Source organism: Microbacterium testaceum (assembly GCF_001476655.1).
Taxonomy (GTDB): domain Bacteria; phylum Actinomycetota; class Actinomycetes; order Actinomycetales; family Microbacteriaceae; genus Microbacterium; species Microbacterium testaceum_C.
Genome location: NZ_LDRT01000021.1, coordinates 11,671 through 34,366, shown reverse-complemented (window position 1 = coordinate 34,366; position 22,696 = coordinate 11,671). Strand labels below are relative to the sequence as shown.

The 22,696-nt window shown below is 70.7% G+C and carries 19 protein-coding genes; 7 read left to right on the top strand and 12 right to left on the bottom strand.

What is annotated here, in order from left to right; genetic code table 11:
• The first annotated feature begins 11 nt into the window (after positions 1-11).
• Entirely contained in the window at positions 12-392 is a 381-nt protein-coding gene (locus NS220_RS04085) for a twin-arginine translocase TatA/TatE family subunit (protein WP_058622823.1), read from the top strand.
• Positions 393-417: 25 nt separating this feature from the next.
• Here the strand turns inward: NS220_RS04085 and NS220_RS04080 are convergent, their stop codons facing one another.
• Genes NS220_RS04080 through NS220_RS04070 form a run of 3 tightly spaced genes read right to left on the bottom strand, consistent with a single transcriptional unit; the run spans position 418 to position 3,415 of the window.
• Positions 418-1,572, bottom strand: coding sequence for an Mrp/NBP35 family ATP-binding protein (locus tag NS220_RS04080; protein WP_058622822.1), 1,155 nt, complete (start codon positions 1,570-1,572; stop codon positions 418-420).
• A complete protein-coding gene (locus tag NS220_RS04075) occupies positions 1,569-2,096 on the bottom strand; it encodes a DUF1003 domain-containing protein (protein WP_058622821.1) in 528 nt (175 codons plus the stop codon). The genes NS220_RS04080 and NS220_RS04075 overlap by 4 nt, the downstream gene beginning before the upstream one ends.
• Positions 2,096-3,415 (bottom strand): magnesium transporter MgtE N-terminal domain-containing protein, encoded by a 1,320-nt coding sequence (locus tag NS220_RS04070; protein ID WP_058622820.1) that lies wholly within the window; start codon positions 3,413-3,415, stop codon positions 2,096-2,098. Before NS220_RS04070 ends, NS220_RS04075 begins: the two co-directional genes overlap by 1 nt.
• 71 nt (positions 3,416-3,486) lie before the next feature.
• Here NS220_RS04070 and NS220_RS04065 point away from each other — a divergent pair, with 71 nt between their 5' ends.
• Positions 3,487-4,290: a general stress protein gene (locus NS220_RS04065; protein WP_058622819.1), complete on the top strand. Its 804-nt coding sequence runs from the start codon at positions 3,487-3,489 to the stop codon at positions 4,288-4,290.
• Positions 4,287-4,958 carry an alpha/beta hydrolase family protein gene (locus NS220_RS04060; protein ID WP_193755267.1) on the top strand — a complete coding sequence of 224 codons (672 nt, stop codon included), beginning with the start codon at positions 4,287-4,289 and terminating at the stop codon, positions 4,956-4,958. Before NS220_RS04065 ends, NS220_RS04060 begins: the two co-directional genes overlap by 4 nt.
• Positions 4,959-4,965: 7 nt before the next feature.
• Here NS220_RS04060 and NS220_RS04055 read toward each other — a convergent pair whose 3' ends face one another.
• The 6 genes from NS220_RS04055 to NS220_RS04030 all read right to left on the bottom strand — a co-directional run bounded on the left by NS220_RS04055 (position 4,966) and on the right by NS220_RS04030 (position 11,951).
• Positions 4,966-5,448 (bottom strand): hypothetical protein, encoded by a 483-nt coding sequence (locus tag NS220_RS04055; RefSeq protein WP_058622818.1) that lies wholly within the window; start codon positions 5,446-5,448, stop codon positions 4,966-4,968.
• Positions 5,445-7,172 (bottom strand): hypothetical protein, encoded by a 1,728-nt coding sequence (locus tag NS220_RS04050; protein ID WP_153004142.1) that lies wholly within the window; start codon positions 7,170-7,172, stop codon positions 5,445-5,447. Before NS220_RS04050 ends, NS220_RS04055 begins: the two co-directional genes overlap by 4 nt.
• A complete protein-coding gene (locus NS220_RS04045) occupies positions 7,169-7,522 on the bottom strand; it encodes a hypothetical protein (protein WP_058622816.1) in 354 nt (117 codons plus the stop codon). Before NS220_RS04045 ends, NS220_RS04050 begins: the two co-directional genes overlap by 4 nt.
• An 83-nt stretch (positions 7,523-7,605) precedes the next feature.
• The gene (locus NS220_RS04040) at positions 7,606-9,327 is read right to left on the bottom strand and encodes a gamma-glutamyltransferase family protein (protein WP_242864527.1); all 1,722 of its coding nucleotides are present in this window, start codon (positions 9,325-9,327) and stop codon (positions 7,606-7,608) included.
• 56 nt (positions 9,328-9,383) lie between these two features.
• A complete protein-coding gene (locus tag NS220_RS04035; protein ID WP_242864526.1) occupies positions 9,384-10,841 on the bottom strand; it encodes an aminopeptidase P family protein in 1,458 nt (485 codons plus the stop codon).
• 87 nt (positions 10,842-10,928) lie between these two features.
• Complete coding sequence (locus tag NS220_RS04030; protein WP_058622814.1) at positions 10,929-11,951, bottom strand: endonuclease/exonuclease/phosphatase family protein; 1,023 nt, start codon at positions 11,949-11,951, stop codon at positions 10,929-10,931.
• Positions 11,952-12,060: 109 nt separating this feature from the next.
• Between NS220_RS04030 and NS220_RS04025 the strand changes: the two genes are divergently transcribed.
• Positions 12,061-12,921: a PHP domain-containing protein gene (locus NS220_RS04025; protein ID WP_058622813.1), complete on the top strand. Its 861-nt coding sequence runs from the start codon at positions 12,061-12,063 to the stop codon at positions 12,919-12,921.
• 188 nt (positions 12,922-13,109) lie between these two features.
• Here NS220_RS04025 and NS220_RS04020 read toward each other — a convergent pair whose 3' ends face one another.
• Positions 13,110-14,573, bottom strand: a complete 1,464-nt coding sequence (locus NS220_RS04020) for a DEAD/DEAH box helicase (RefSeq protein WP_058622812.1) — start codon at positions 14,571-14,573, stop codon at positions 13,110-13,112.
• Between the two features lie 150 nt (positions 14,574-14,723).
• On the opposite strand from NS220_RS04020, the gene NS220_RS04015 reads away from it, so the two are divergent.
• Positions 14,724-15,440: a ferritin-like fold-containing protein gene (locus NS220_RS04015; RefSeq protein ID WP_058622811.1), complete on the top strand. Its 717-nt coding sequence runs from the start codon at positions 14,724-14,726 to the stop codon at positions 15,438-15,440.
• 68 nt (positions 15,441-15,508) lie between these two features.
• Here the strand turns inward: NS220_RS04015 and NS220_RS04010 are convergent, their stop codons facing one another.
• The gene (locus NS220_RS04010; protein WP_058622810.1) at positions 15,509-15,796 is read right to left on the bottom strand and encodes a hypothetical protein; all 288 of its coding nucleotides are present in this window, start codon (positions 15,794-15,796) and stop codon (positions 15,509-15,511) included.
• Between the two features lie 13 nt (positions 15,797-15,809).
• On the bottom strand, positions 15,810-16,034 hold the full coding sequence (locus NS220_RS04005) for a DUF3107 domain-containing protein (protein ID WP_013586204.1): 225 nt from the start codon (positions 16,032-16,034) through the stop codon (positions 15,810-15,812).
• A 186-nt stretch (positions 16,035-16,220) separates the two neighbouring features.
• Between NS220_RS04005 and NS220_RS04000 the strand changes: the two genes are divergently transcribed.
• Both NS220_RS04000 and NS220_RS03995 read left to right on the top strand, forming a co-directional pair.
• Positions 16,221-19,397, top strand: coding sequence for an ATP-dependent helicase (locus tag NS220_RS04000; RefSeq protein ID WP_242864525.1), 3,177 nt, complete (start codon positions 16,221-16,223; stop codon positions 19,395-19,397).
• Positions 19,394-22,681, top strand: a complete 3,288-nt coding sequence (locus tag NS220_RS03995) for an ATP-dependent DNA helicase (RefSeq protein ID WP_058622809.1) — start codon at positions 19,394-19,396, stop codon at positions 22,679-22,681. Before NS220_RS04000 ends, NS220_RS03995 begins: the two co-directional genes overlap by 4 nt.
• Positions 22,682-22,696 lie beyond the last annotated feature (15 nt).

Sequence of the window (22,696 nt, the reverse complement as noted above, 5' to 3'; positions counted from 1 at the left end):
AATCTGAACTCATGTTCTTCGGGCTCACTATCGAGAAGCTCATGCTGATCGGTGTGGTCGCCGCACTCGTCATCGGCCCGGAGCGTCTGCCCAAGTACGCCGAGGCCCTCGCGAAGTTCACGCGCCGCGCCAGAGAGACGCTGCAGGGTGCGAAATCCCGCATGCGCGAAGAGATGGGTCCCGAGTTCGACGATGTCGATTGGCGCAAGCTCGACCCTCGGCAGTACGACCCTCGCCGTATCATCCGCGAGGCCCTCCTCGACGACACGCCCACGGCGACGATGCGCGCGGCCGGCGCGGCCGCGGCTGCCGAGGCCGCCGCGCGGGTCGAACCGGCGAAGCCCCCGTTCGTTCCCGGTTCGGTTCCCCCGTTCGACGACGAGTCGACCTGACTCCGGCCCTCTCGTGCCGGACGCCTCAGACCGAGGGAGTGACCCGGAGCGCGCGTCCGGCGAGACCGCGCGGGTTGCGGGCGAGAACGGCGGCGGCGGCGTCGATGGCCCGTGACGCCGGGTCATCGGGAGAGGTGAGCACGACGGGTCGACCCTCGTCGCCTCCGCCGCGCAGAGCGGGGCTGAGGGGGACGGATGCCAGGAGCGGGACGTCGTCGCCCTCGGTCGACAGAGCGCGCGCCACCGCCTCGCCTCCACCGGAGCCGAACAGGTCGAGAGCGGTTCCGTCCGGCAGGGTCATCGCGGACATGTTCTCGACGACGCCGATCACGCGCTGACCCGTCTGTCGGGCCACCGTGCCCGACCGTACCGCGACCTCGGAGGCGGCAGCCTGCGGAGTGGTCACGACCAGCACATCGGCGTGGGGGAGCAGCTGTCCCACCGAGATCGCGACGTCACCCGTCCCGGGGGGCATGTCGAGCAGCAGCACATCCAGGTCGCCGAAGAACACGTCCGTGAGGAACTGCTGCACGGTGCGGTGGAGCATCGGGCCCCGCCACGCGACCGCGCCCGCGGCATCCGCTCCGGGTCGTCGCAGGAACATGCCGATCGAGATCACCTTCACGCCGTACGCGACCGGCGGCAGGATCAAGTCGTCGATGCGAGTCGGGGCCGGGGGGAGGCCGTCTGCGTCGATCAGTCCGAGAAGGCCGGGGATCGAGAAGCCGTGGACGTCGGCGTCGACGAGACCGACGCGCAGGCCGCGCGCTGCGAGCGCGACAGCGAGGTTCGCGGTCAGCGTCGACTTGCCGACACCGCCCTTGCCGCTCGTCACGGCGATCACCCGCGTGAGCGAGTCGGGGCCGAAGGGCATCTCGCGCTTCGCCCGCCCGCCGCGGAGCTTCTCGGTCAGAGCCTTGCGCTCGTCGGGCGACATGACGCCGACGCGCACGTCGACGGCGTCGATCCCGGCGACCGACGCCGCGGCATCCCGGACATCTCGTTCGATCCGATCGGCCGCGGGGCATCCCACGATGGTAAGGGCGATCCCGACGGCCGCGGTCGTGCCGTGGACGTCGATGTCGCGCACCATGTCGAGCTCGCCGAGGGGGCGGCGCAGCTCGGGGTCGGTGACGGCCGCGACGGCGGCACGCACCCGCTCGGCGAGGTCGACGGTCACGACGCGGACCGAGACGGCTCGTCGCTCTCGTCGAGACGCTGGAGAGCGGCGCGCAGCTCGGCACGCAACGTGTCCTTCGTGATGACCTCTTCGGTCAGATCGCGAACGGCCATGCGCAGGGCGACGATCTCACGGGCGAGGTACTCGGTGTCGGCGAGATTGCGCTCGGCGCGCTGGCGGTCCTGCTCGATCTGCACGCGGTCGCGGTCGTCCTGACGGTTCTGCGCGAGCAGGATCAGGGGAGCGGCGTACGACGCCTGCAGTGACAGAACGAGCGTCAGCGCGGTGAAGCCGATCGCGGCGGAGTCGAAGCGCAGCTCGTCGGGGGCGATCGAGTTCCACCCCATCCAGATCACGCAGAACAGGGTCAACGACAGCAGGAAGGTCGGCGTCCCCATCGCGCGGGCGACCCACTCGGTGAAACGTCCGAAGCGGTCGCGTGAGGGCTGCGGCGCGCGCGGGGCGAGGACGCCGGTGCGCCCGCGGGGCGCATCGAGGGCGGGCGTTTTGTTGTTGCGTGCCATCAGCGCCTCCTCGGGGTCGGTGGGGTCTGGACAGGGATGCTCTGGGTCGCGGTCGGTCTGAGGGTGACCTTGGGCGTCGGATCATCGCTGTCGTGCGTGCGCCAGTCGTCCGGCAGGAGGTAGTCGAGAACGTCGTCGACGCTGACGCAGCCGACGAGACGGTGCGCCTGATCGATGACGGGGAGCGACACGAGGTTGTAGCTGGCGAGGAGGCGCGCGACCTCGGCGGCCGTGGCGTCGGCGGGCACCGGCTCGAGCGTGTCGTCGATGATCGCGCCAAGGCGCTCGTGCGGCGGGTAGCGCAGCATGCGCTGGAAGTGCACCGTCCCCAGGAGGCGCCCGGTCGGCGTCTCGTAGGGCGGGAGGGTGATGAACACGGATGCCGCGAGGGCGGGGTGCAGCTCGTGCCGGCGGATGAGGGCCAGGGCCTCGGCCACGGTGGCATCCGCCGACAGCACGATCGGCTCCGGCGTCATGAGACCGCCGGCCGTGTCGGGGCCGTACTGGAGGAGCGCGCGGACGTCGTCGGCTTCCTCGGGCTCCATGAGGTCGAGGAGCTGTTCCGAGCGCGACTCCGGCAGCTGACCGAGGAGGTCGGCCGCGTCGTCGGGCTCCATGGCATCCAGGATGTCGGCGGCGCGCTCGTCACCGAGCTGCTCGAGGATGTGGACCTGCTCGTCCTCGGGCATCTCTTCGAGGGCGTCGGCGAGGCGGTCGTCGCTGAGCTCTTCGGCGACCTCGATGAGGCGCTCCTCGGGGAGGTCGAGGAGGGTGTTGGCGAGGTCCGCCGGCTTGAGTTCGGAGTACGTCGCGACCAACTGCTCGGCGGACTGCGCCTCGCCGGGGGTCTGGTTCTCGCGCACCTCGGTCCACGCGGCGAAGGTCGTCGGGCCCTTGGCGAACGGCGAGGCGCTCGTGCGGGGACGGCGGAGGAACAACTGCCCGACATCCCATTCGCCGAGGCGGTTGCGTTCGATCGCGACGTCTTCGATGACCGCGCTGCCGGAGCCGTCGAAGAGGCTCACGCGACGCCCGAGCATCTCGGCCATGACGCGCACCTCGCCACCGCGCTGCTGGAAGCGGCGCACGTTGATGAGGCCGGTCGTGATGACCTGACCGGCCTGGATGGAGGTGACGCGTCCGATGGACACGAACACATGTCGGCGCCCGGGAATCTCGACGACGAGCCCCACGACGCGCGGTGCAGCGGACGCGCGGTAGATCACCACGACGTCGCGCACCTTGCCCAGACGGTCTCCCGCCGGGTCGAACACCGTGCAGCCCGCCAAGCGGGCGACGAATACCCTTTGCGTGCTCACCGGACCAGCGTAGTCCGCACCTCCTATGCAACACCGGTGGAACGGTCAGCCGCGCGTGACAGGATGGTGAAATGAGCATGTTGGCGGGGCGATCCGGGGCAGGACGCGACGAGGTCGGCGAGAAGGTCGCGTCGTTTCCGACGTACGAGCAGGCGCAGAAGGCCGTGTCGTCCCTCATCGCGGGCGAAGTCCCGGCGCGCGACATCGCGATCGTCGGGACAGGGCTGCGCTCGATCGAACGCATCACGGGCCGGCTCGGCTACGCCACCGCTGCCCGTTCGGGGGCGCTGAACGGTCTGATGATCGGACTGCTCTTCGCCTTCATCTTCGTCCTCGGCCAGCCGACGGTACAGATCGCGACCTTCCTCGGCGTGCTGCTGGTGGGCATGGCTCTCGGCATGCTCCTGAGCCTCGGCACCTACTCGCTCATTCGGCGTCGCCGCGACTTCGCCTCGGTGATGCAGGTCAGCGCCGATCACTACGACGTCTGCGTCGCGGCGACCAGTCTGCACAAGGCCCGCGGAGTGCTGGGACCCACGGGACCCGCGCGCACGGTCATCGCGCGTCCGACCGCCGCCGTCGACGACGCCCCGCCCCAGTACGGTGAGCGGATCGCCCCGGGCTCGCCGGTGCCCTCGTCCGCGTCGCGCTCCTCGGCACCCGCGTCGGCACCGGCCCAGGACGAGCCGCCTCGGTACGGCGAGCGGATCCCGCCCCCGACGCCGCAGGCTCCCCGGGACGGCTCGCGCGACGCGGCCGCCGGCGCGCAGCCCACGGGGGCGGAGCAGCCCGGGGCCGATCAGACGGGTGCCGAGCCGACCGCTGCCGAGCCGCCGCGCGCCGACGCGCCCGAAGCGCCCCGCGACGAGCGGTGACCAGCGAGCCCGTTCGCATCCCGGTTCATCTGCCGGGCGGAGCCGCAAGCGTCTCGGGGCTGTGGGACGCGAGCGCCGACGCGTCCGCCACGATCGCCCTCGCTCACGGAGCGGGCGCCGGCATGACGCATCCTTTCCTCGAGGGGCTCGCCACAGCGCTTACGTCAGACGGCTTCGCCGTGCTGCGATTCGTCTTCCCCTACGTGGAGGCAGGGCGCCGGATGCCGGGACCCGCCGCCGCAGCCACGAGCACGTGGGCGGCTGTGCAGGAATGGTGCGTCGAGAACTCGGCACCGGGAGCGTTTATCGCGGCGGGGAAGTCGTATGGCGGGCGGATGGCATCCCTCGCTACGGCGGACGGCCTCATCACCCCGGCTGCTCTCGTGTACCTGGGGTACCCCCTGCACCCGCCGGGTCGTCCCGACAAACCGCGGGTGGAGCACCTCCCGCGGGTGTCGCCGCCCCAGTTGTTCGTCGAGGGCGAGAACGATCCTTTCGTCGACCCGCACGAGCAGCTCATCGAGGCCGTGGCGTCGTGCCCGGTCGCTCGCGTGCATTGGATCGCCGGCGCGAATCACTCTTTCGAGGTGAAGGGCGCCCGTCGACCGGCGGACGAGGTCGGCGCGGGCCTGGCGCCCGTTGTCGCGGGGTTCATCCGGTCGCTGTGAGGTCCCGCTAGGGAGCGGGGGTCTCGGGGATGGTGCCGCAGCGGGAGATGGCGAGGAGGTCGATGGCTTTGCGGCCCTCTATCGTCAATTCCCGGACGGTGAGGGTCATTCGCGGAAAATCACGAACGAGGTAGACCTGCGCGAAGCTGACCGGGACGCCTAGAGTTTGTTCGCTCCAGCCGGCGCCAAGCGCGTCGGGGACTTGAGCGATGAACGAAGGGATGTCAAAAGATTCGTCAACGAACACTGCCCACTGGCCGGTATAGAACTTGCCCTTGCCTTTACCGAAGATGAGCTCGTCCTTACAGCTGTACGGTTCGATGCCTTCGGTAGGAATCACTTCCTTCGGCTCGGGGACGAGATCTGCAACCTCCTGTAGGACCTCGTCTGCCTCAGCGCGTACTTCCTCGTAAGTCGGGGCAGCGGCCGCGCAACCGCAGAGGATGAGCATTCCGGCGGTGAGAGCGAGAACTGTGAGCGGGTGTTTCATGTCGCTTTTCCTTCGGTGAGCAGCAGCGAGCTGACGGAGTTGAGAACGGTGCCGTTGATCCTCTCGTCGTCGCTCATGAGCGCGTTGTGGTGTCCGATGCTGTCCGAAACAATTCCCATCGTGCCGCCGACGATGAGGTTTTGCGGGTTGACCCCGGGCAAGCGACTGTCGACTATCTGCACGCCTGGGAAAGACTCTGGAGGCACGTCGAACCCGAGGTCGGCGAGGCGCAGACCGGCGTAGTAACGATTGATGTCGTCCGGTGCCTGCGCGGCGAAGTATTGCGTCTCGGACGCCGGTGTGTATGGGCCGACCGCGCCAACCGTCGCCGCCATGAAACGGGCATTCACAATTCCGCCGTACGCCTCCGCCGCGCTGCCGATTGCGCCGGCGTAAGAGTGTTCGTAGCTCATCGTCCAGAGGTCGGGCCGCGTGGCTTCGATTCCTTTGACGAAGTCCGCATACTCGGGTGCTCGCTGCGAGGCGTAAGTGTTGAACTGCGGCCCACCTCCGAGCGGGATCTCGCTGAGTTGCGGCATCGGTCCCGTCATGACGGTGAAGCTGACGGCAGATCCGTGGGCGGTGGAACTCTGCCAATCCGCGAACCTCGTGATCGGCTCGTCGCCGAAGAACGACGCGGCCCTCGTGTTCGTGCCCGGAACCACGAAGAGAGCCGAGGTGGCCTGCGACGGGTCGCCGGACATCTCGATCAGTGAACCACGGTCGGGATCCCATGCGTAGAGCTGCTTGCGCCCGTCACGCACGGCTTCGAAGTAGGCGATCTCGAGATCGAGTTCGCGCACGCGGACCTTCGCTTCCGCGAGGGGAATGCGGAGCGAAGGGCCGAGCCTTTCCGCGAGTGCCGACGCCTCGAGCCGAGCGCGGCGGAGTTCCTCGACCCGCTCTGCGGCTCGAGCGCGATTCGCGGCGAGACGCGAGGCGATCGCCACCCCGTCGAGATTGCCGATGACCGCCGGTGTCGCGGACACCAGAGCGGCCGCCGTCGCCGGCGGCAGGGCGTTCCACCACGTGGCGATCGCTCCAGGTTGCGCCCGGCGAAGGATGGAGACCCACTCGGGATGCGCGGCGAGGAGCCGAGACGCGTTCGCGCCCCCGTTCTCCGCAAGCCGTGTGAGGAGGGGGAGGGCAGCGGCATCCGTGATCGAGGTCGATTCGGCGGTCAGTGCCTGCTCGTCGACGTGGAGTCTCCTCGACAGTGCCCACGGAATGTCCGGAATCGCTCCCAGCTGGGCCGCGCACGCATCGACCGCTTCGGTGTACCGGTCGAGAAGTGCCGTGCACGCGCGCCGGAACTCAGCCTCCTCGTCGGCGCGTGCGTCGGCGGCGAGACGTTGTGCGAACGGATCGTCGGAGACGGGCAGCGCGAACCGGTCGAGGACGGCGCGCGCGTCCAGACGCGCAACGAGGGCCTCTCGTTCTCGGGTGACGGCATCCAGTTCGTCCGCCAGCGTCTCGACCGCGGTGCACGCGAGCCCGATCCCGGTCAGGATCTCGACAGCGGCGGGGCCGATGAGGGTCATCGCGTCGTGGAGGTCGACGGACTCCGGTGCGCGGTAGACCTCGGGGAGCATTCCCCACGAGAAGAGGACGTCCTCCGCGCTCAGCCGGAGGGGAGCGGCAGCCTTCCGCAGATCCTGCGCGCAGCGACGCAGGGCTTCGGAGTCTGCGGGGGCGACCGGGATCGCCTCGAGATCCACGCTCACGAGGGGCGCGCTCCGAACCGCGACGGATCGAAGAGCGGGGCACGCGTGCGCGCGTCGAGCGCCGCGGCGGTCTCGGCCATCTCGTCGTCCGCCGTCACGTAGGCCACGACGATGGCGCGGAGAGCGGCCACAGCGGCACGCCCGTGCGAGACGATTCCCCGTGACAGGGCGACCCGGGCATCCGCGACGTCGTCGAACGCCGCGCGGGCCGGCGTTACACGGGCGAGAGCGGTGCTCAGCGCGTCGACGGCATCGCGGAGCGCGTCGGCGCGATCGAGGGTGTCGTCGAGGGCTCGCCGGAGTCGATCGGCGATACCGATGACCTGGTCGGGCTGCAGCGAGTAGGACATGCCGGGATGCTAGGGAGTTTCGCGGCTCGCCGTTTTCACCCTGTGGATGGCGAACGACCCGCTTCACCCGCTGCCGCGGACGGTCATCTCCCCGCGGCGTACCCCTGCATCCCCCGGGGATTCGCGGCCGCCCACAGCAAGCCGCGGGCGTCCCGCCCGACCGCGCTCACACGGCCCAGCGCCCAATCCCCGGCGACCGTCACGCGGTGTCCTCGTCGTTCGAGTTCCGAGACGACCTCGTCGCCGACACGCCCCTCGACCATCGCCCCGGCCGGTGTCAAGGTGCGCGGCCAGAACGAGTCGGCGATCGCGGTGGTGTGGAGCGTGGGAGAGTCGATCGCCTGTTGCGCGGTGTACCCGCCGACGAGCGTCCGTAGAATCACCGGCAACTGCCATTGGTCCTGCTGATCGCCGCCGGGTGACCCGAGCGCGGTGACCTCGTCGCCCCGGGCGAGGAGGGTCGGCGTCAGAGTCGTCCGGGGGCGTCGCCCCGGGGTGAGCGAGGCGGGATGACCGGGAACCAGCCATGTCATCTGCAGACGGGTGCCGAGGCAGAAGCCCAGCTCGGGCACCGTCGGCGACGACTGCAACCAGCCGCCGGACGGTGTCGCCGAGATCACGTTGCCCCAGCGGTCGATGACGTCGATATGGCACGTGTCGCCGCGCGTCTGACCCGAACGATCAACCGTCGGTTCACCTGTCGCCCCGGCGGCGACACCCGCCTCCGTGCGCAGCGGAGGGATCACCGGATGCCGTCCCTCGGGCTCGCCGGGCCGGAAATCTCGCGATGCGTCATGGCCGATGAGGGCGCGACGTTCGTCGAGGTAGTCGTCGGCGAGGAGGGCCGAGGCGGACACCGCTCCGTCGCCGTCGCCGAACCAGGCGTCGCGGTCCGCGTACGCGAGCTTCTGCGCCTCGAGGACGTGGTGCGCCCCCTGCCCGAGGCTGATGTCGAGGTGGTCGTCCGGGAGGGGATCGAGCAGCCGCAGCGTCTGCAGCAAGGCGGGCCCCTGGGTCCACACTCCCGGCTTGTACACGTCCCACCCGCGGAACCGGGCCGAGACCGCCGGTTCGACGCTCGCGCGCCACGCGCGCACGTCGTCGTCGTCGAGGATGCCTCGGTGATCGCCTCCGTCCGAGTGTCGGTGCGGCCTCGCGGCGAAGCCTGCGGCGACGGGGAGGACATCGTCGGCCCAGCGGGTCCGAGCGGCGTCGATGCGGGACTCGCGCGAGTCGGCCCCGAGGCCGGCGGCGACCAGTGTGTCGAGGACGTCGGCGTACGCCGGGTTGCGCACGAGCGTGTCGGGGGCGGGAACCCGGCCGCTCGGCATCCATCGAGCCGTCGAGGAAGGCCAGTGATCGCGGAAGAGGTCGGCGACGCGGCCGATCGTCGCGGCAGCACCGGCGACGAGGGGGTGTCCGTCGCGCGCGTAGCCGATCGCATAGGCCAGGACGTCGGCGAGTTCCCACGTGCCGTGCTCGCGGAGCAGGAGAAGCCAGGCATCGACCGCTCCGGGGACCGTGGCGGCGAGCCCGCCCGCGCCCGGGACGAGGTCGAGCCCGAGCCCCGTGACGTGCGCGATCGTGGCCGCGGCAGGGGCCGGCCCTTGGCCCATCAGCACGACCGGCTCCGCGGCACCAGCCGGACGCACGAGCGCGACCAGGTCGCCGCCAGGCCCGTTCAAGTGAGGCTCGACCACATGCAGCACGAAAGCGGCGGTCGCCGCGGCGTCGAACGCGTTGCCGCCGCGTTCGAGCACCGCCTGCGCGGTGGCCGTGGCCGTCCAGTGGGTGGATGCCGACATGCCGAACGTTCCCCGAAGGGTCGGCCTCGTCGTGAACGTAGGAGGAGGAGTGAAGCTCACCGCGACAGCCGAGCGATCCAGTCCTCGACCTCGTCTGCGGTGCGCGGGATGTCCGCCGACAGGTTCACCGGACCGTCGGAGGTCATGACGATGTCATCCTCGATACGCACACCGATGCCGCGGTACTCCTCGGGGACGGTGAGGTCGTCGATCTGGAAGTAGAGCCCGGGCTCGATCGTGAAGACCATGCCCGGCGCGAGCAGACCGTCGTAGTACATGTCGCGGCGGGCTTGAGCGCAGTCGTGCACATCGATGCCGAGGTGGTGGCTCGTGCCGTGGACCATGTAACGCCGGTGCTGGCCCCCGGTATCGGCATCCAGAGCCTCTTGGGCCGTCACCGGTAGCAGGCCCCACTCGGCTACGCGCGCGGCGATGATCTCCATCGCGGCCTCGTGAACGCGACGGAACGGCACGCCCGGTCGAGCGGCTTCGAAGGCCGCGTCGGCGGCCTCGCGGACGGCTTCGTACACACGGCGCTGCACATCGGTGAACCGTCCCGAGACGGGGAGTGTGCGGGTGATGTCGGCGGTGTAGAGGCTGTCGACCTCGACGCCGGCGTCGACGAGGATGAGGTCGCCGGGCTTCACCGCGCCGTCGTTGCGCGTCCAGTGCAGGTAGCAGGCGTGGGGTCCGGATGCCGCGATCGTGTCGTATCCGACCGCATTGCCGTCTGCGCGGGCACGCTGGTGGAAGACGCCCTCCACGACCCGCTCGCCGCGCGGGTGTTCGATGATGCGGGGGAGCTCGGCGACGATGTCGTCGAAACCCCGCGCCGTGACCTCGACCGCCAGTGCCATCTCGGAGAGCTCGAACTCGTCCTTGATCAGACGCAGCTCGGAGACGAATCGGGTGAGTTCCTCGTCGTCGTCGACGGTCCGGTCGGAATCGGATGCGACGAAGCCGTCGACGTGCGCGGTCGCGAGGCCGAGGTCGGCGGCCACGGCGTCGAGCGCCGGACGCGGCCCGATCCAGAACTCCCCGACGGACGCGTCGGCGTAGAACTCGGCAGTCGTGCGGTCGGCGCGCTCCCGGAAGTACAGCACGGCGTCGTGTCCCTCACCGCGCGGTTCGAAGACGAGGAGCGAGTCGGGCTCGGCGTCCGCCGCCCATCCGGTCAGATGCGCGAAAGCCGAGTGCGCGCGGAACGGGTAGTCGGTGTCGTTGCTGCGCTGCTTCAGCCCGCCCGCGGGGATCACGAGCCGCTGACCGGGGAAGGCGGCGGACACCTTCGCACGCCGCCGCGCAGCCCACGCCGCCTGCTCCCGGAGGCTCGGCGTCGGCTCCTCGCGCTCGGCCCATCCCGTCGAGATCGTGTCGAGGAACCCCTGCGGGAACGGAGCTTTGCGGTTCGTCGTCGAGTTCGCCGGCGCGTCGGTCGCCTGCGGCTCCGCCGTCACGGGGGTGTCTGCCTGCTCGGAGGGGGCGATCGTGTCGCCGGTGGCGGGGGATTCCATTCATCCAGTCTCGCACTGCTCACGGCGGTGCGCTCGGGCCGATCGAGTGTGTCGCGGACGCCGCGGCGCGGCATCCGGAATCCGCCGTCAGCCTCCGGTGCGCTCGAGCTGGACGACGACGGGGCGGTGGTCGCTTCCGGAACCGTCGAGGGTGCGCATGACGATGGAACCCGAGACGGTCCAGTCCGGCGTCGCCATGACATGGTCGATGGGGGCTCCGAGCATCGCGGGGATATCCGTGGGCCACGTGCCCACGCCGCCGTTGCCGCTCTCGGAGGTGGTGTCGCGGCAGCGGCCGAGGGTACCGCCGTCGACCCCGAGCCCGGTCATGTGGTCGATCGTCGCGTTGAAATCGCCCGCGAGGATCACGTTGTCGCTCGCGCACTGGTCGGCGAGCCACTCCAGGTCGGATCGCCACTGCGTCATGTAGTCCTCGCGCGGGGCGACGGCGTGCGCGGCGACGATGACGGGTCCATCGCCGGAGACCGGCATCGCGACGGCGCTCGGCACGGTCGAGGTGTTGCTCGACCCGTCGAGCGAGGAGTCGATCACCGAATAGTCGCCGAGCTCGGGCCGGATGAGGACGGTGGTCGAGGTGGCGCCCCACCCCGTACCCCCGTACTGCGCGTGGTGGGCCCACATGGGTCGACCCATGTCGCGCATGAGCTCGGCGACGCGCGTGCCGGTATCGATGGTCGTCTCGGGCAACGTCACGACGTCGGCCTGCATGTCCACCGCGAACTGCGCGATCGACTCTGCCGAGGTGGCTGCACCCGCCGTGTTCCACGTCATGACCCGCAGACTCGTCGCGGTCTTCTCGGGGAGAGTCTCGTCGCCCGTGCCGCGCTGCACGATCGTCACGCCGTTGACTCCGGCGGCCACACCGAAGACGAGGGCAAGGGTGAGCGCCAGCGCACGCAGGGGGCGGATCAGCGCGAAGAGCAGAGCGAGGACGGCGGCCGCGGCGAAGACGGCGGCGAGGGCCGCGCGGAACGAGATCACCTGGACGAGCGGAAAGGTGCGCTCGAGGCCGAAGGCGCCGGGCCACGTGAGGACCGCGGCCCCCGCGGCGAACACGAGCGCGACGAGGACTCCGAACAGACGACGCACGCGCTCGACCCTAGGCGAGCCGCCTGAGAGATCCACGGATGCCGCTGCCGCAGGTCCCGTGCTCGAGCGCTGCCCGACCGGTGATCCGGACCCGCGCTAGGCTCGACGGGTGGAGCACGATCGGCGATTCGAGGGGCCCAGCGACCTGCACCTCCACTCCACGCACTCCGACGGGACAGAGGCGCCCGCTCTGGTCATGGCGGCAGCCCACCGTCACGGTCTGCGCACCGCCGCGCTCACCGACCACGACACGACCTCGGGCTGGGCGGAGGCGGCGGAAGCGGCGACCTCGCTCGGCATGACCTTCGTCCCGGGCATGGAGCTGTCGGCGCGGCATCGGTGGAGGAGCGTGCACGTGCTCGCCTACCTCATCGACCCCGACGATTCCGGTCTGCGGGCCATGACGGATCGCATCCGCTCGTCGCGCCTGGATCGCGCGCAGATCATGGCCGAACGGATCTCCCGCGACTACGACATCGCCTGGGATGACATCGTCGCCCAGACGACCGACGGCGCGACGGTCGGCCGCCCCCACATCGCGGACGCGCTCGTCGCTCGGGGCATCGTCGCCGACCGGACCGAGGCGTTCGCGAGCATCCTGCACCCCTCGAACGACTACTACGTCGCCCTCTACGCGCCGGACCCCGTGACCGCCGTGGAGCTCGTCGTCGGCGCGGGTGGCGTTCCGATCGTCGCGCACCCGGCGGGGCGGGCGCTCCTGCCCGACAGTGTCACCGCGGCGATGCTCGACGCGGGCCTGGCGGGATTCGAGCTGGGGCACCGCGAGAACCTGCCCGAACCCACCGCGTTGCTCGCCGATCTCGCCACCGAGCGTGGCCTGATCGTCACCGGCTCGAGCGACTACCACGGTCTCGGGAAGCCCAACGTCCCCGGCGAGAACACCACGACCGACGACATGGTCGCGCGCATCTTCGCGCTCGGGCGGGGCGCTGCCCCGGTCTTCCCGTAACGGGCTCCCGACCGCCTTTCGATGAGGTCCTCGCTACGACGCGGGGGACACCTGTGCTCTGCGGCGCGGGAACGGAGGATGCGGGCCGGGGCGCTCGAAAGTCCCTCGTCGTGATCAGTGTGGTCCGAGGCCGGGGAACGCAACGGCGCCGACCCCCGTCGAGGGTCGGCGCCGTTCAGATTCTCGCGTCAGGCGACGGGAGCGGCCGGGGCGCCCGAGCTGCCCCCGCTGCGGCGACGCCGGCGGCGACGCGGGGCCGCGTTGCCGTCGTGGTGCTCTTTGCCGGCGCCGTCGTGCGTTCCGGCGCCGGCCTCGGCGCGCGGGGCGCTCTCGCCGTTCGAGCCGCCCTCAGGGGTCGCCGCGGCGGACGAACCCCCGCGACGACGGCGACGGCGCGGAGAGCGTTCGCCCTCGGCATCCGGAGCATCGGTCTTCTTCTCGACCTTGGGGGCGACCGCCTTGGGGGCGGTCACGAGACGACCCTTCGTGCCCTCGGGGATGTTGAGGTCGGTGTAGAGGTGCGGGCTCGACGAGTACGTCTCGGTGGGCTCGGGCTGACCGAACTCGAGGGCGCGGTTGATGAGCGCCCACTTGTGGACGTCGTCCCAGTCGACGAAGGTCACCGCGATGCCCGTGCGCCCGGCGCGACCGGTGCGGCCGGCGCGGTGCAGGTACGTCTTCTCGTCGTCGGGGATCGTGTGGTTGATGACGTGGGTGACGTCGTTCACGTCGATGCCGCGGGCGGCGACGTCGGTGGCGATCAGCACGTCCTTCTTGCCGGCCTTGAACGCGGCCATCGAACGCTCGCGCGCCTCCTGGCTCATGTCGCCGTGGACGGCGGCGGCGTTGAAGCCGCGGTCGCCGAGCTCGTCGACGAGCTTCTGGGCGGCGCGCTTGGTGCGCGTGAAGATGACGGCCTTCTCGCGCCCCTCGGACTGCAGGATGCGGGCGATGACCTCGTCTTTGTCGAGCGAGTGCGCGCGGTAGACGAGGTGCTTGATGTTCGCCTGCGTGAGGCCCTCGTCGGGGTCGTTGGCGCGCATGTGGATCGGGTTCGACATGAAGCGGCGCGCCAGCGCCACGATCGGGCCCGGCATGGTCGCGGAGAACAGCTGCGTGTGCCGCACGGCGGGGACCTTCGAGAAGATCTTCTCGATGTCGGCGAGGAAGCCGAGATCCAGCATCTTGTCGGCCTCGTCGAGCACGACCTCGGTCGCGTGCGACAGATCGAGCAGACGCTGGTTCGCCAGGTCGATCAGGCGACCGGGCGTGCCGACGACGATCTGCGCGCCGGCCTTGAGCTGATCGATCTGGCCCTCGTACGCCTTGCCGCCGTAGATGGCGACGACGCTGGTGGGGCGGTTGGAGGTCAGCATGTCCATGTCTTCGTAGACCTGGACGGCGAGCTCGCGAGTGGGGACGACGATGAGCGCCTTGACGCCGGGCTCGGGGTTCGGTCCGAGACGCTGGACCACGGGGATGCCGAAGCCGAAGGTCTTTCCGGTACCGGTCTTGGCCTGACCGATGATGTCCTGTCCCGGGAGACCGAGGGGAATCGTCTGCTCCTGGATCGGGAAGGCATCGACGATGCCCTTGGATGCCAGGGCATCGACGATGTCCTGATCGACGCCGAGTTCGGCGAATGTCGTCATGAGCGTGCCTGTTCCGGCGGTGAGAAACCGCCTGGGGAGTCGGATCCACGCCCTCCACTCGTCCACAGGCGCGGGGCCCCGATCCATCGCCGGGGCGTGTCCACTCTACCCAACAGTGTTTCGCGCGCCCCCGACGCCTAGGCTGTAGGCGTGTTCGAGTGGTTCCGTCGTCGTCAACGCCCGGTCGGTCGGACGCTGCAGTTGCGTTCGCGCGGAGACCTCGGCGAGGCTCTGCGCGTCGACTTCGCGGAGCTCGCTCCCGATATCGAGACCTTCCTCGGGCAGGCCGCTTACCTGCAGCTCGGGTTCTTCGAGACCCTCAGCGAGCTCATCGCGCTCACCCCGGAACTCGCCGAGAAGGAGTCGCTCTCCCGCGCGGCGGGCGCGGCGCTGATCAAGCACCAGGAGCTGGTGGGACTCATCCGGGAGAGGGGCGCGGACCCGACGCAGCTCATGCTGCCGTTCCGCGAGTCGCTCGACGCCTTCCGGCGCAACACGCACGGCGTGCGCCCGCAGGAGACCATGCTCTCGGTCCACATCACGGCGGGCATGCTCGACGACTTCTATCTCGCCCTGTCCTCGAGCTACGGCGACACCGGTCGCCGGGTCGCGCGGATCCTTCAGGCCGATGACGATCGCCAGGCCATCGTGGACATCCTGGGCTCCACCATCTCGAGCGATGAGGAATGGCGCTGGTTGCTCGCGCTCTGGGGGCGGCGTCTGGTGGGGGACACGCTGCTGGTCGCGCGTGCCGCGCTGCGGCATCCGAGGCTCGATCGCGCGGAAGAAGCCAAGGTCGAGCCCGTGTTCACGGAACTGATGGGCGCTCACGCGCGTCGAATGGATGCCATGGGGTTGGCTGCCTGACGCGCCGAGGCTGATCGTGGCCGAGGCTGATCGTGCCCACGACGTTCGTTCGTCCCGGTGGAGTGCGTTCAGATCCCGAGGCGGGCGCGATCGGCCGCGTCGCGGCGAAGGCGGGTCCACGACAGGAGCGGAACGAGAGCGAGCGTCGTGAGAGCGGGCGCGGCGATCACGACGAGCCACAGCAGCGGCGACGAGACCGTATGCCCGGCCCAGGTGAGCACGGTCCACATGACGGCGGATGCCGCCGCCCCGGCGAACGGTGCCAGGGCGACGCCCCGGACGACCCGGTGCGGCAGCGCGAAGTGGACACCGAGCCCGATGACGGCTCCGACGATCAGGCCGAGCAGGATCTCCATGCGCGGGCCAGGGTCAGGCGACGAAGCCCACGCGGCGGGACTCTTCGGTGCCGAGCTCGACGAACGCGAGGTTCGCGGTGGGCACGATGTACGAGTTGCCCTTGACGTCGGTGAAGGTGACGTGGCTCGCGGAGCTGTCGAGGGCGGTGACCACCGACGACTTCACGACATCGGAGCTCTCGTTGGTCTCGAAGCTCAGTTCGCGGCCGGTGTTGGTGATGCCGATGCGGATCTCCACGATGCGTCCTTTCCGCCCGGGTCGCGGTCGGCCCGGTGCGCTCTTCGACTCTAGGGCAGCCCTCCGACGCGACGCCGCGCGCGACGGCCCGCTTCGCGGATGGCGAACGCGGCGGGGTCGGGGTGCGCATGACCGCGCCGCGGCGTCGGGCGCTCGGTGTCGGTGGCCCCGGCTAGCGTGGAGAGCATGCTCGATCGCGACGCCCCGCAGCCCGCTCTCGGCGTGGCGTCCGGCGGGGGTGAGGTGGGGCTCGGGGAGCGCGGGTTCCCGCTCGACGACCATCAGCGCGAGATCGTCGCCTGGGCGCCCGAGCGCAGCGGAGCGGTCGTCGGGGCTCCCGGCTCCGGAAAGACCTCGACTCTCGTCGCGCGGGTGCGTCGACTCGTCGAGTCGGGGGTGGATCCCGACGACATCCTCGTCCTCACCCCGACGCGGCCCGGAGCGACGGCCCTGCGCGATCCCCTCGCACTCGCGGTGGGACGTGCGACGTCGGGTGCGCTCGCTCGATCTCTCGCCTCCTTCGCCTTCCAGCTCGTGCGCGGTGCCGAGGTTCGCCGGGGGAATGAGCCTCCGCAGCTGCTGACGGGCGGCGACGAAGACCAGATCGTGAAAGACCTCCTCGACGGCGATGCCGCCGACGAGAGCGAGGGGGTCTCGCGGTGGCCCGACTGGCTCGGTCCCGCGATCCGTGGCACCCGCGGATTCCGAGGAGACCTGCGCGCATTCCTCGCCGAGTGCACCAACCTCGGCCTCGGCCCCGATGATCTCTCGGCCCTGGCGGCGCAGCACGGGGTCGAGGTGTGGGAGTCCTTGGCCTCCTTCACTCGGGAGTATCGGCACGTCCGTCGGCGGATGCGCAACGCCCATCGCGATGCCGCGGACCTCGCCCGGGAGGCCGTCGGCATCCTGGACGACTCTCTGCGAGACAGAGACGTGCTGGGGCGGTTCGCCTCCCTGCGGTGCATCCTCGTCGACGACGCGCAAGAGCTCACCAGCGGTGGCGTCGACCTCCTGCGCGCGTGTCGAACGCGGGGGATCGGAGTGGTCGCGTTCGGCGATCCGGATGTCGGCTCGGGCGCGTTCCGCGGCGCGACTCCGGAGAATTTCGCCCGGCTCACGCGCGAGTTGGGGGATCTCGCGGCGCTTCGCACCGTGCACCGCGGAACGGCGGAACAGGTCGATCTCGTGCGTTCGGTCGCCGCGCGGATCGGTGCGGCCGGGATCGTGGCGCATCGTCGTGCACCGGACGGGGCCGCTCCGACGGGCTCCGTGCGCACGTTCCTGCTGCGGTCGCCGGCGGAGGAAGCCGACGCGATCGCCCGACTCCTGCGCGAGCGCCATGTGCTCGAGGGCATCGCCTGGGGGGAGTGCGCGGTCATCGCGCACGATTCGCGCCAGGTCGCTGCTCTGGAGGCCGAGCTGGCCGCCCGCGAGGTCCCGGCGCGCTCCAGCGGTCCCGGGGTCGCCCTCGGTACCCAGAGGCCGGTCCGCGACCTCGTCGCCCTCGTCGAGCTCGGCGCCACCGACCCCTCCGAGTGGACTCCCGAATCCGTCGCGGACGTCCTGCTCGGGACGTTCGGCGGCCTCGACCCCATCGAACTCCGGCGACTACGCACCGTGCTCCGACACGAGGAGGTCCGCGAGGGCGGAACACGGTCCGCGGGCGAGGTGCTGGCATCGGGGCTTCGGCATCCCCTGGAATTCGCGACCATCGACTCGCGCGAGGCGCGCCGTGCCGCGCGACTGGGAGAGACGCTGGCGGCCCTGCGCACGCAGGCGGAGCAGCACGCCACGGCGCACGAGCTGCTGTGGACCGCGTGGGAGCGCAGCGGTCTCGCCCGATCGTGGCGCGAAGCCTCGCGCGGCCACGGACCGCTCGCCGAGCAGGCGGATCGCGATCTCGACGCCATCGTGGCGCTGTTCCAGGCGGCCAAGCGCTTCACGGAGCGCGAGCCCGACGGCGAGGCCGCGGTCTTTCTCCGGGCGATTCTCGACAGCGACGTGGCCGAAGACCGTATCGAGCAACCGGCGGTGATCGATGCCGTGCGCGTCCTGACCCCCGCGGCCGCCGCCGGCACCGCGTTCGACACCGTCATCGTCGCCGGTGTGCAGGACGGGGTCTGGCCCAACACGCGTCTGCGCGGTGGACTGCTCGAGACCTGGCGCCTGGCCGACGCGGTGCAGTTCCCCGATCTGCCGGCCGCGGGCATGCTCGATCGTCGTCGTGCGGCCATGCACGACGAGCTCCGACTGTTCGTCCGGGCGATCTCGCGTGCGGGCCAGAGGCTGATCGTGACCGCGGTCGACGACGACGACACCGGCCCGAGCGTGTTGTTCGAGATGCTGCCCACTCCGGAGGCGGCATCCGCGATCCCCGAGCACCCGCTCTCACTCCGTGGACTCGTGGCACGCCACCGACGGACGCTGACGGTCGCGCGCGTGCCCGCGCCCGAACGACGGCACGCTGCGGGGCAGCTCGCGCTGCTGGCGGCCGCAGGCGTCGCGGGGGCTTCGCCGCAGCAGTGGTACGGGGTCACCGCCCCCAGCTCCACGGCACCGCTCCGCGACCTGGCGAAAGAGGACGTTCGTGTCTCGCCCTCGCGCCTGCATGCCCTCGAAGAGTGCGAGCTGAACTGGGTCATCGCCGATCTGGGCGGTGACCGCAGCGGGACCACGGCGGGGATCGGCACGATCATCCACGCCGCCCTCGAGACGGCTGCCTCGTCGTCGGAGGACGACCTGTGGGCCGTCGTCGATGAGAGGTGGGGGGAGCTGGTCTTCGACGCCGCCTGGCGGGAGCGCGCGGAGCGCACGCGGGCCCGGGACCTCGTGCGCCGCCTCGCGACCTACCTGCGTCGCTTCGACGACGCGGGAGGCCGCCTGATCGGCGCGGAACGGCATTTCGAGGTGCCGATTCCCGTCGAGGACGCCGGAGAGCACGGGGTCGTGGTCAGCGGCGACATCGACCGCGTCGAGGTCACGCCGTCGGGTGACGTCGTGATCGTCGACCTCAAGACGGGGAAGAACGAACCCCAGACAGACGCCAAGGTCGCCGACAATCCGCAGCTGGCCGCGTATCAACTGGCCTTCGCATCCGGTGCGATCGAGAACACGGAGGGCCTCGCCCCCGGTGGGGCGAAGCTGCTCGTGCTCCGCCCCACGGCGGCGACGAAAGACTATGCCGAGCCGCTCCAGCCGCCCTTCGACGAGGAGGCGCGTGCCGCGTTCGTCGAGCGCGTGCGGCGGGCGGTCGAGGTCATGCGCGGAGCGAGCTTCGCCGCCCCGTACGAGGTGCACTGTCGCGACGAGTTCTCGTACGGACTCTGTCGTATCCACACCGTGTCGCCGGTGAGCGCCTCATGACCGCGACGCTGTCCGCGGCGACGATCGCCGCCGCCCTCGGCCAGTTCCCGCCCACGCCGGAGCAGACCGCCGTCATCGAGTCCCCCCTCGCCCCGGCACTCGTCGTCGCCGGTGCCGGGAGCGGCAAGACGGAGACGATGGCGGGCCGCGTCGTATGGCTCGTCGCCAACGGGATCGTCCGTCGCGACGAGGTGCTCGGTCTGACCTTCACGCGGAAGGCGGCGGGTGAGCTGGCCGAGCGCGTGCAGCGGCGCCTCCAGCGGCTGTCCGAGTTCGAGACCCGCGGCCTGCTGCCGGTGCTCCCCGAACTGCACCGCTCGGGCAGGCTGGCCGTCTTCGCCGAGCTCGGCGCGCAGCAGGGAGCGCGCGGGGACGCAGCGCGACGTGCGGTCCTCGACGCCCTCGCCGACGAGTACGCGACGCTCGGTACGGGGGAGGACGACGGCGATCAGCTTCTGCACCGCCCGACCGTCTCGACGTACAACAGCTTCGCCGACTCCCTCGTGAGAGAGCACGGGCTGCGCATCGGGCGCGACGCCGAGTCGGCGATCCTCTCCGAGTCCGCGGCGTGGTTGCTCATGCGGCGCGTGGTCTTCACCTCGGACGACCCGCGGCTCGAAGAGCGGCAGGAGTCCCCGCGGACCCTCATCGACGCGGCCCTGCGGATCGCGCGTGACGGCGTCGACAACCTCGTCGATCTCGACCGCCTCGCCGCGTTCCCCGACGAGTTCGGACGCATCGTCGAGCGCCCGTCGACATCGGCGCGGGTCACGGTCTACAAGGACGTGGCCGACGCCGCCGCGCGCGTCTCCGCTCTCAGCCTGTTGGCGACGCTCGCCGCCGCCTACGACAGCGAGAAGATCCGGCTCGGTGTCATGGACTTCGCCGATCAGGTGGCCGGAGCCCTGCGGATCGCCCGCGAGCATCCTGCCGTCGTCGCCGAACTGCGGGCACGCTACCGCGTCGTGCTGCTCGACGAGTACCAGGACACCTCGGTGGTCCAGACGGATCTGCTGTCGACGCTGTTCGGAGGCACCGGCGTGATGGCCGTGGGCGATCCGCACCAGGCCATCTACGCGTGGCGCGGCGCGAGCGCGGGCAACCTCGGCGGATTCCCGGCCGCGTTCTCCCCGGAGGGGGGATGCCGACACTTCTCGCTGCTCACCAGCTGGCGCAACAGCGCGCGCGTCCTCGACGTGGCCAACGCCGTGCTCGCACCGCTCGCCGACCGTTCGCCGATCGCGGTGAAGGAGCTCACGTCACGTCCCGGCGCGCCCGAGGGCCGCGTCGAGATCGTGTTCGAGAGCGATCTGGACACCGAGGCCGACCGGGTCGCGTCGTGGTTTGCCGGGGTCCGCGCGGCGCGGCAAGCCGACGGGCGGGCGACGACCGGTGCCGTGCTCTTCCGCAGCAAGAAGCACATGGTGCGTTTCGGGGACGCGCTGGGGCGGCGTGGCATCCCGCACCGCATTCTCGGGCTGGGCGGTCTGCTCACCACGCCCGAGGTCGTCGACGTCGTCTCCGCGTTGCGGGTGATCAGTGATCCGGAAGCGGGATCCGCGCTGATCCGGCTCTTGTCGGGGCCGCGATGGGCGGTCGGCCTCGCCGACCTGCGGGCGCTCGCTCAGCTCGCCCGCCGTCTTGCGACGCACGACGTGGCCTTGCAACCGCTCGAGAAAGAGGTCGCCGATCGGCTGCGCGCCACGCCGGGCGCGGACCGGGCGTCGCTCGTGGACGCCCTCGACTTCCTCGCCCGGCAGAACGACGACCACGGGTGGCTCGCTGACATCACCCCCGCCGGACGTGCTCGTCTGCGGGAGGCGGGAGCCGTGTTCGCGGGCCTCCGCCGGAGCATCGGCGCCCCCATCCCCGAGCTCATCCGACTGATCGAAGCGGAGCTCCGTCTCGACATCGAGCTCGCCGCCAACGAGTCCCGCGGGCCCGCACGGATCGCTTCGGCACAGCTCCGGGCCTTCGTCGACGAGATCCGCGGCTTCCTCGCCGCGGACGAGTCCGGCTCGGTGGCGAGCCTGTTGGCGTGGCTCGACCACGCGGAACAGGCCGACGAGTTCGCGCCGCGGACCGAACCACCTGAGGACGACGTGGTCCAGCTCCTGACGATCCACGGGTCGAAGGGACTCGAGTGGGACGCCGTGGCGGTCGTGCGGCTCGTGACGGATGAGCTTCCCTCTCTCCCGCGTGACACGAAGGGGTGGCTGGGGTTCGGCATCCTTCCGTCCGACTTCCGCGGGGATGCGGCCTGGCTCCCTGCCTTCGGCTGGAGGGGCGCCGAGACGCAGCAGGAACTGAAGGCGGCCATCGACGACTTCGTCGCGGCGAACCGCGCGCGACAGCTCGACGAGGATCGCCGGCTGGCCTACGTCGCCTTCACTCGCGCCCGTGATCACCTGCTGCTCTCGGGTTCCACCTGGTCGGGGACGAAGAAGCCGCGCCGGCCGAGCGTGTTCCTCGACGAGGCGGCGGAGGCACTGGGCAGCGAGCTCGTCGTCGGCGAAGCCGGTGAGGACCCCTACGACGGCGAGCGGCGTCTGCTGCACTGGCCGCTCGACCCCTTGGGCTCCCGTCGCACCGCGGTGACCGCCGCGGCATCCGAGGTGGCCGCGGCCCGGGATGCGGCGCCCGTCGAACCCGATGCCGACTTGGCGTTGCTGCTCGCCGAACGCGCCGCGCGCCTGCAGCCCGTCCATGCCCCCGCCCCCACGCGGATCCCTGCCTCGCGCTTCAAGGACTACGTCGCCGACTACCGTGCGGCGGTCGACGAGGTGCGGCGCCCGATGCCCGAACGGCCCTATCGGCAGACGCGGCTCGGCACACTGTTCCACGCGTGGGTCGAGCAGCGCTCCGGGCTCGTCGGCGCGGGGGTCGGACTCGACGATGGCGGCCTGTGGGAAGACGACGATTTCGGGGCCTCCGCCGCCGACGCGGCCGAGCTGCAGCGGCTCCGCGAGTGCTTCGAGCGTTCCGAATGGGCGGCGCTGCAGCCCCTGGAGGTGGAGACGGAGATCGACTTCGTCACGCAACGGCTCGATGGGCGCGAGCACGTCGTCATCTGCAAGCTCGACGCGGTGTACCGCCGCGGGGAGCGGTACGAGATCGTCGACTGGAAGACCGGCAAGCCCCCGGTGACCGCTGAAGACCGGCGGTCGCGGATGGTGCAGCTCGAGCTCTACCGCGAGGCGTACCACGCCAAGCACGGGGTGCCGCTCGACGCGATCGATGTGGCGCTGTTCTACGTCGGGGACGAGCTGGTCATCCGGGGGTGACGCCTCGTCGGTCCG

Coding starts and splice junctions, on each gene's coding strand:
- NS220_RS04010 (WP_058622810.1), bottom strand. CDS start 15,796: ATGGAGATCCTGCTCGGCCTGATCGTCGGAGCCGTCATCGGGCTCGGT.
- NS220_RS04055 (WP_058622818.1), bottom strand. CDS start 5,448: ATGAAACACCCGCTCACAGTTCTCGCTCTCACCGCCGGAATGCTCATC.
- NS220_RS04000 (WP_242864525.1), top strand. CDS start 16,221: ATGCTCGATCGCGACGCCCCGCAGCCCGCTCTCGGCGTGGCGTCCGGC.
- NS220_RS04075 (WP_058622821.1), bottom strand. CDS start 2,096: ATGGCACGCAACAACAAAACGCCCGCCCTCGATGCGCCCCGCGGGCGC.
- NS220_RS04065 (WP_058622819.1), top strand. CDS start 3,487: ATGAGCATGTTGGCGGGGCGATCCGGGGCAGGACGCGACGAGGTCGGC.
- NS220_RS04040 (WP_242864527.1), bottom strand. CDS start 9,327: ATGTCGGCATCCACCCACTGGACGGCCACGGCCACCGCGCAGGCGGTG.
- NS220_RS04020 (WP_058622812.1), bottom strand. CDS start 14,573: ATGACGACATTCGCCGAACTCGGCGTCGATCAGGACATCGTCGATGCC.
- NS220_RS03995 (WP_058622809.1), top strand. CDS start 19,394: ATGACCGCGACGCTGTCCGCGGCGACGATCGCCGCCGCCCTCGGCCAG.
- NS220_RS04085 (WP_058622823.1), top strand. CDS start 12: ATGTTCTTCGGGCTCACTATCGAGAAGCTCATGCTGATCGGTGTGGTC.
- NS220_RS04045 (WP_058622816.1), bottom strand. CDS start 7,522: ATGTCCTACTCGCTGCAGCCCGACCAGGTCATCGGTATCGCCGATCGA.
- NS220_RS04035 (WP_242864526.1), bottom strand. CDS start 10,841: ATGGAATCCCCCGCCACCGGCGACACGATCGCCCCCTCCGAGCAGGCA.